The 7,778-nt window shown below is 38.2% G+C and carries 2 protein-coding genes; both read right to left on the bottom strand.

Annotated features, from left to right (window positions below; genetic code table 11):
* A partial coding sequence (locus GEZ85_RS09380) for a DUF1542 domain-containing protein (RefSeq protein ID WP_153214843.1) occupies window positions 1–5,848 on the bottom strand: 5,848 nt, incomplete at its 3' end.
* A 547-nt stretch (window positions 5,849–6,395) separates the two neighbouring features.
* The coding region (locus tag GEZ85_RS09385) for a YPDG domain-containing protein (RefSeq protein ID WP_153214845.1) at window positions 6,396–7,778 on the bottom strand (1,383 nt) is incomplete at its 5' end.

Below are 7,778 nucleotides of genomic sequence, written 5' to 3' on the forward strand. Positions count from 1 at the left end.
TCTCTTCTGGAGTAAGCGCTTCTGGATTGGCTACTACTGTCTTAGACGCTGGGGTAATCACATCGTCGCCTGCATTTGGTTTAGACGCTGCTTCTGCTGTCTTCGTCAAATCAGCTGCTGGAATAACCGCGGTCTTACCTGAAGGTGTTGTAACAGTTGCGTTACCTTTGTCATCTACTACCACCGTAGCTCCTGGGTTAACGGCTTTAACCTTATCCTCAATAGCTTTCTTCTCTTCTGGAGTAAGGGCTTCTGGATTGGCTACTACTGTCTTAGACGCTGGCTTAACTACATCGTCGCCTGCATTTGGTTTAGACGCTGCTTCTGCTGTCTTCGTCAAATCAGCCGCTGGAATAACCGCTGTCTTACCTGACGGTGTTGTAACAGTTGCGTTACCTTTGTCATCTACTACTACTGTAGCTCCTGGGTTAACGGCTTTAACCTTATCCTCAATAGCTTTCTTCTCTTCTGGAGTAAGGGCTTCTGGATTAGCTACTACTGTCTTAGAGGCTGGGGTAACTACATCGTCGCCTGCATTTGGTTTAGTCGCTGCTTCTGCTGTCTTCGTCAAATCAGCCGCTGGAATAACCGCTGTCTTACCTGAAGGTGTTGTAACAGTTGCGTTACCTTTATCATCTACTACCACCGTAGCTCCTGGGTTAATGGCTTTAACCTTATCCTCAATAGCTTTCTTCTCTTCTGGAGTAAGGGCTTCTGGATTGGCTACTACTGTCTTAGACGCTGGGGTAACTACATCGTCGCCTGCATTTGGTTTAGACGCTGCTTCTGCTGTCTTCGTCAAATCAGCTGCTGGAATAACCGCTGTCTTACCTGAAGGTGTTGTAACAGTTGCGTTACCTTTGTCATCTACTACTACCGTAGCTCCTGGGTTAACGGCTTTAACCTTATCCTCAATAGCTTTCTTCTCTTCTGGAGTAAGGGCTTCTGGATTGGCTACTACTGTCTTAGAGGCTGGGGTAATCACATCGTCGCCTGCATTTGGTTTAGACGCTGCTTCTGCTGTCTTCGTCAAATCAGCTGCTGGAATAACCGCTGTCTTACCTGAAGGTGTTGTAACAGTTGCGTTACCTTTATCATCTACTACCACCGTAGCTCCTGGGTTAACGGCTTTAACCTTATCCTCAATAGCTTTCTTCTCTTCTGGAGTAAGGGCTTCTGGATTGGCTACTACTGTCTTAGAAGCTGGGGTAATCACATCGTCGCCTGCATTTGGTTTAGCCGCTGCTTCTGCTGTCTTCGTCAAATCAGCTGCTGGAATAACCGCTGTCTTACCTGAAGGTGTTGTAACAGTTGCGTTACCTTTGTCATCTACTACAACCGTAGCTCCTGGGTTAACGGCTTTAACCTTATCCTCAATAGCTTTTTTCTCTTCTGGAGTAAGGGCTTCTGGATTGGCTACTACTGTCTTAGATGCTGGCTTAACTACATCGTTTCCAGCTTTTGGTTGCGCTGCTTCTGCTTCTGTCTTCGTTAAGTCTTCCCCTGGGATAACTTCAGTCTTACCATCTTTTGTTGAAACAGTTGTGTTACCTTTATCATCCACAGTTACTACTGCATCTGGATTTACTTCTTTCACTTTCGCAGCGATTGCTGCCTTCTCTTCTGGAGTGAGTGAAGCTGGATTTTTCACTAATGTTTTATCCGCTGGTTTAACTACATTATTCCCTGCTTTTGGTACTGTAATTAAATCATCCTTTTTCACAACTTGGTCAGGTGTAATAATTACTTCATCACCATTTGGTGTTGTCACTGTGACATTACCATCTGCATCTTGAGTAACTGATGTTGCATTTGGATTTACTTTTTTAACTGCATCCAATACTTTTGCTTTTTCATCAGCTGTTAATGCACTTGGATCTTTTACAGCAACTTTATTGGCTGGAATATTAGCTTCGCCAATACCTTTAATTGCTTTTTTAGCTACTTCTTTAATGTCGTTAACATCCTGGTTTGCTGTAACATTCTCATCATCAATAGCTTTTTTAGCTTCAGTTGCCATCTCATCTACTTCATCTTTAAGAGCTTCTTTAGCTTTATCAGATAGATCAGTACGTGCATCAATTGCTTGCTTTTTAGCAGTTGCAGCATCATCAATAGCTTTTTTAGCTTCTGGTTTAACTTTCGCTTCTGGATTTACTGCTTTAACTTCCGCAACACCCGTAGTTTTAGCTGTGTCTACTGCTGTTTGCGCCGCTGTTGCTTTATCTGAGGTATCTGCAATCGCTGGTTGAGCATTGATGGCATCTGTAGCTTTTTTAGCTAGGGCTTGTGCTTCTTTCTTAGCCGCTTCTTTTTCTTCTGTCGTTAAATCTTTACGAGCATCAAGTTCTTTTTCTTTATTGGCTAATTCATCTGCTACAGCTTTTTTCGCTTGTTCTTTAGCGATTGGATATACAGATGTTACATCTGCAACACCTTTATCTTCTGCATCGTTAACAAGTTTTTGTGCTGCTGCCGCTGCTTCAGCCGTTTCTGCATTATCAGGTTGAGCATTAACTTTTGTAAGTTCTGCATCTGCTAATTTCTTAGCTTCAGCCTTAGCCGCATCTTTTTCTGCTTGTGTTAAATCTTTACGATCATCGATTTCCTTATTCTTAGCTGTTAATGCATTCCCAATAGCTTCTTTTGCATTTTCTTTTGCAACTGGATTAACCTTACCAATTTCTGTAATTCCAGTACCTTTTGCTGTATCTACAGCTGCATCTGTTGTTGCTGCATCGATTGCTTTTGTTGCATCTTCTGCTGCTTTAGTAACTTTAGCAAGAGCCGCATCTTTTTCTGCTTGTGTTAGATTTTTATCAGCATTAATTGCATCGGCTTTCGCTTGGCGCGCTGCTTCAACATCTGCTTTAGCAGCAGCCTTTTTAGCTACTACTGGATTGTCCCCTGCGATTGCTGTAGTTCCAGCATTTTTGGCCTTATCAATAGCATCTTTTGTCGTTACATTAGCATCGTTAATCGCTGCTACTGCTTTTTCTTTATCTGCATTTACTTTGGCGATTGCTGCTGCTTTTTCTTCGTCAGTAGCATTTGGAGTTTTGTTGATTTCTGCGATTTTTTCTTCTGCTGCCTTGTTAACTGCAGTAATTGCTGGCTGTTTATCTAAAGATACAAATTCTGATAATTTACGTTTATCTGTAGAACCATCTTTATATGTTACAACAAGATTTCCTTGGTCATCTTTTGTTACTGATTGGATTCTAGAATCTTTATCATCAACATTCTTACCTTTTTTATCAGCTAAGTTCGCATCATCATTGTTGTTAGAGTACTCAAGTTTTAGTTTTTCTTGAATCTTCGCTAAGTCTGCTTCAGTTACTTTATCTGGGTCTGCTACTGCAACTTTTTCTGTTGGTGCTGCAATATCATACTTAGATGTTTGATCTTTAACGATAAACTGAATATATCCAGGTTTAGATTTTGCATCAGGGTCTTTATCTAAAGCGTTAAAATCTCGACCTGCTGGCATTGAACTAAAGTTATCATTGTCATTAGCAACAACAAAACTTGTCCAACGGTCTGACGCTTTAAGTTTAGTGACACCTGTCATTTTAATGGTTGCTTCCTGTTTGTTATCAGAAATTGTACCCCCACCAGTAACAACACCATTATTTACTACACCCATAGAGAATCCAAAATCTGTAGTATTATTCCAGTTAACATCTCCAGGTCCACGCAAGTACATATCTTTAACTGTAGTATCGTCTTTTGCTTTGAATGTCAAGTCTGTATTTTCACCAGTATAGACATAGATTTGCTTCTCAGCTAAGTTTGAGTACGGAAGTTCTACTGTTGGAGCAGGATTTTTACGTACAAATTCTGATAATTTACGTTTATCTATAGAACCATCTTTATACGTTACAACAAGATTTCCTTGGTCATCTTTTGTTACTGACTGAATCTTAGAATCTTTGTCATCTACATTCTTACCTTTTTTATCAGCTAAGTTAGCATCATCATTATTGTTAGAATACTCAAGTTTTAGTTTTTCTTTAATCTTCGCTAAGTCTGCTTCAGTCACTTTATCTGGGTCTGCTACTGCAACTTTTTCTGTTGGTGCTGCAATATCATACTTAGATGTTTGATCTTTAACGACAAACCGAATATATCCTGGTTTAGATTTTGCATCAGGATCAATATCTAAAGCATTAAAGTTACGATCTGCTGGCATTGAACTAAAGTTATCATTGTCATTAGCAACAACATAACTTGTCCATTGTTCACCCGCATTCAGATTGGTTTCACCTGTCATTGTAATGGTTGCTTCCTGTTTATTATCAGAAATTGTACCCTTACCAGTAACAACACCATTATCAATCTTACCTGTTGTGAATCCAAAAGCTTCAGTATTATTCCAGTTAACATCTCCAGGTCCACGCAAGTACATATCTTTTACAGTAGTATCATCATTCGCTGTGAATGTTAAATCCGTATTTTCACCCTTATAAACATAAACTTGTTTCTCTGCTTGGTTTGAATATGGCACTTTTACTGTAGGTATAGGATTATTGCGTAAAACACTCGTTAAAGCAACAGAATCTCTTGAGCCGTCTTTATAAGTAACAACAATCTTATCTCCTTGTTTCGTTACAGTGTCAATGTAGTTCGAAGCATTTTCTACTAATTTACCGTTTTTATCAAGTAATCTTGCATCGTCTGCTGTATTATAAGTAATTTTTATATTATTTTTAATTTTCTCAAAATCAGCTTGAGATAGATTGTTTACATCAGCAACAGCAATCTTACCAGCTTCATTAGTTTGTGCTTGAATATCATATTTTTGAGTTTGTTGACGAACCCATAACTTAAAGTAGCCTTCTGGTAGTGGATTCGCATTTTCCTGATTGCCGGTAGGTTCTGAGAACACTGCCCCATCTAAATCTTCAGCAACTAGATAACGTGTCACTAACTTACCTGTATAAGTTGGGTTGTTTGGCACCGATATATTCCCAGTAATAGTTACCTTAGCAGGATTATCTTGGGTCGCTACAATTCCGTCAGTTTCATTTCTCTGAGATGAGAACGTTAGTCCATACTGATTGTTTATTCTACCGCCAGCAGCCCCAGCAGCATCAATTCCTCTTGAACCCTCAGCTATACGAATGTCCTTAAGTTTTCCAGAATCATCTGTTGCTGATAATTCAATGTTTGTTTCTTCACCTTTATAAACATAAATATCTTTTGTAGCTGCATTAGAAAATGGAATATTCCCAACTGGTTTGTTATTCATAACAGCTTCTGTACGGAAAGCATTATCTACGTCTAACTCTTTCCCATTACGTAAATCATTAGAACCTGTATTTTCAATTGAGTTAGAATCAGATTTTTTCTCTGTATTTTCTGCTTTTAAACCGACAGTTTCTTTACCATTTGTCGTATCTAATGCTGGTTTTTCTTGTTTCTCTACAGGTTTATTGTGCAATTTTGCGTTTACTACAGTGACAAATTTATTATAAGCTGCTTTTAGTTCATCTTGGCTAGTTGCAGAAGCAAGCACAGACTTAGCAGAAGCTAACTCAGAATTTAAAAGAGCGATGCTCTCCTCGGTCTTATTAGCGTATTTACCCGCTGAAATTTTCCCTTCAATTTCAGCAATATAGCTTTCCAATTGAGTCTTATCCAAAACAACTTCTTTAGTTGGAACATCAGCTGTTTTTGGTTCTTGGATTTCATCGGCTTGAACAGACACCGCTCCATTACCCAAAAACATGAAAAGTGCAGCAACTGCTACGCTAGCTGCTCCAAAACTGTATTTACGAATTGAGTAACGCGTGACTTTTTCACGGCGTAAACGTTCAGAACGACTCATAGATGGTTTATTTCCCATTATCTTCTCCTCAAAAATTTATTTAGTTTAGTATCCATACAAAATACTAGCTGTTACTAAGAACAGCTTGCAATTCTAATATGATTACTTATACATATCATTTTACTCTATTTTTTATTTATATTCAACTGATTAGAATCAAATTTTTACAAAAAAAAAAAAAAAAAAGTATTTTGGGAAAGTAGACAATTTTCTGACATCTGCACACTGTATTTTTATACATTTCATTGCAAGTTGTTTGATAGATGAATCCATCATTGGAATTAACCTATTTGTTGTAAAAAATAATACTATTAATCTCAGCAAAACTCTCCGTTTGAAAGTTACTTATCAAAAGATGTTTATTTTAGTATTGATTACACTACTAAATTCAGCTAACTAAAAAACTATCTACTTTCATATCTGCTAATTTAGAACATGCAAAAAGAGCAAATCAGAATTCTGATTTGCTTGCTTTTTGTTTAAAATCTCAATTTTAAGAATTCATAGGATCGATTTCTTAAAATCAATCTTCTAGAGTTGCTAAGAAGTTTAAAATTTAGCTGTTTTATTCTTCTTTTTTCTTTCCAGCTACAAGTCCAAATCCACTTAGAACACCAATAATTCCTAAAGTTGCAAGTGTTGCACTTGATTCTGTCCCAGTATTTGGTAATACATTTTGAGAATCTTTTGGCTTAACTTCATCATCTCTAGTGTTATATCGGTTTTCGTTAGTATTAGGTGTCATCGGAGTAATTGGTGTCGAATCTATATTTGTATTTGAACTTTCTTTTCTGAAAATATGCGTTATGATTAGTTCTTTTTCATCAATTTCAGTTCTTACAAATACATAACCTGGAATAGAACCATGATTAATAGCCTCAGTTCCATCTGAAACTTTTTTGACTGATGGTTTTAATTCCTTACCATCTTCATCAATCCATTTGATAATAATAGTCATCTCTGGTAACTCTATAGGAACAGGAACTCCACCATTTTTAGAAACTGCTGTTACTGTTACTTTTACTGGTATTTCTTCTTTCGATCCATCTGGATACGTTACCGTTACTTTACCTGTAATTTCATCTCCTGGATTCTTATCCTCTGGAATTGTCACAGTTACTTTTCCTTTGTCATCTACGGTGATGCCTGGTGTAGCACTTTCGAATTTCGTACCCTCTGGAATTGGTTTACCAGTCTCTTCTGTTACTGGTATTTCTACCTTAGTTTCTGGTTTGCCTTGTCCATCGTCATACTTAGGATTGTATTTGTCAGTTTGTTCTTGTACTTTGATTGTAATGGTTTCAGTAGTTGGGTTGCCATCTTTATCATAGGCTGTAATCGTTACACTGTAGTCACCTTTAGAGGCTGTTGGTGTTCCTGTGATTTGGTTATTCGCATAACTTAAGCCTGTCGGTAAACCTGTCACTTGAACTGGATTTTCTTCGCGTAAGCCTCGACCTCCTGTATTATCCGTTACTGTAACTGGAATTGGAGTGATTGGCTCGTCTTTCGTTACGGTTGCACCATTAGCTGTGATGCTTGGTCCTGTGACATCTCGTACTTTTACTGGTACGTTGACTGTGTCACTTGATCCGTCTGGATACGTCACTTTCACAACCGCGTTTCCAGCATCTCCTACTGTTGCTGTGGATGGCTTGCTTTCTACTGTTAGTGTTCCTGGACCGAAATCTTTTACTTTAGCAGTGATTTCTGCATCTGTAAGCACGTGATTTTGGTCTACTGTCAATTCTTCTCCTGTTGGATTGTATTTGTCAGTTTGTTCTTGCACTTTGATTGTAATGGTTTCAGTAGTTGGGTTGCCATCTTTATCATAGGCTGTAATCGTTACACTGTAGTCACCTTTAGAGGCTGTTGGTGTTCCTGTGATTTGGTTATTCGCATAACTTAAGCCTGTCGGTAAACCTGTCACTTGAACTGGATTTTCTTC

The organism is Streptococcus mitis, assembly GCF_009496205.1.
Classification (GTDB): Bacteria; Bacillota; Bacilli; order Lactobacillales; family Streptococcaceae; genus Streptococcus; species Streptococcus mitis_BN.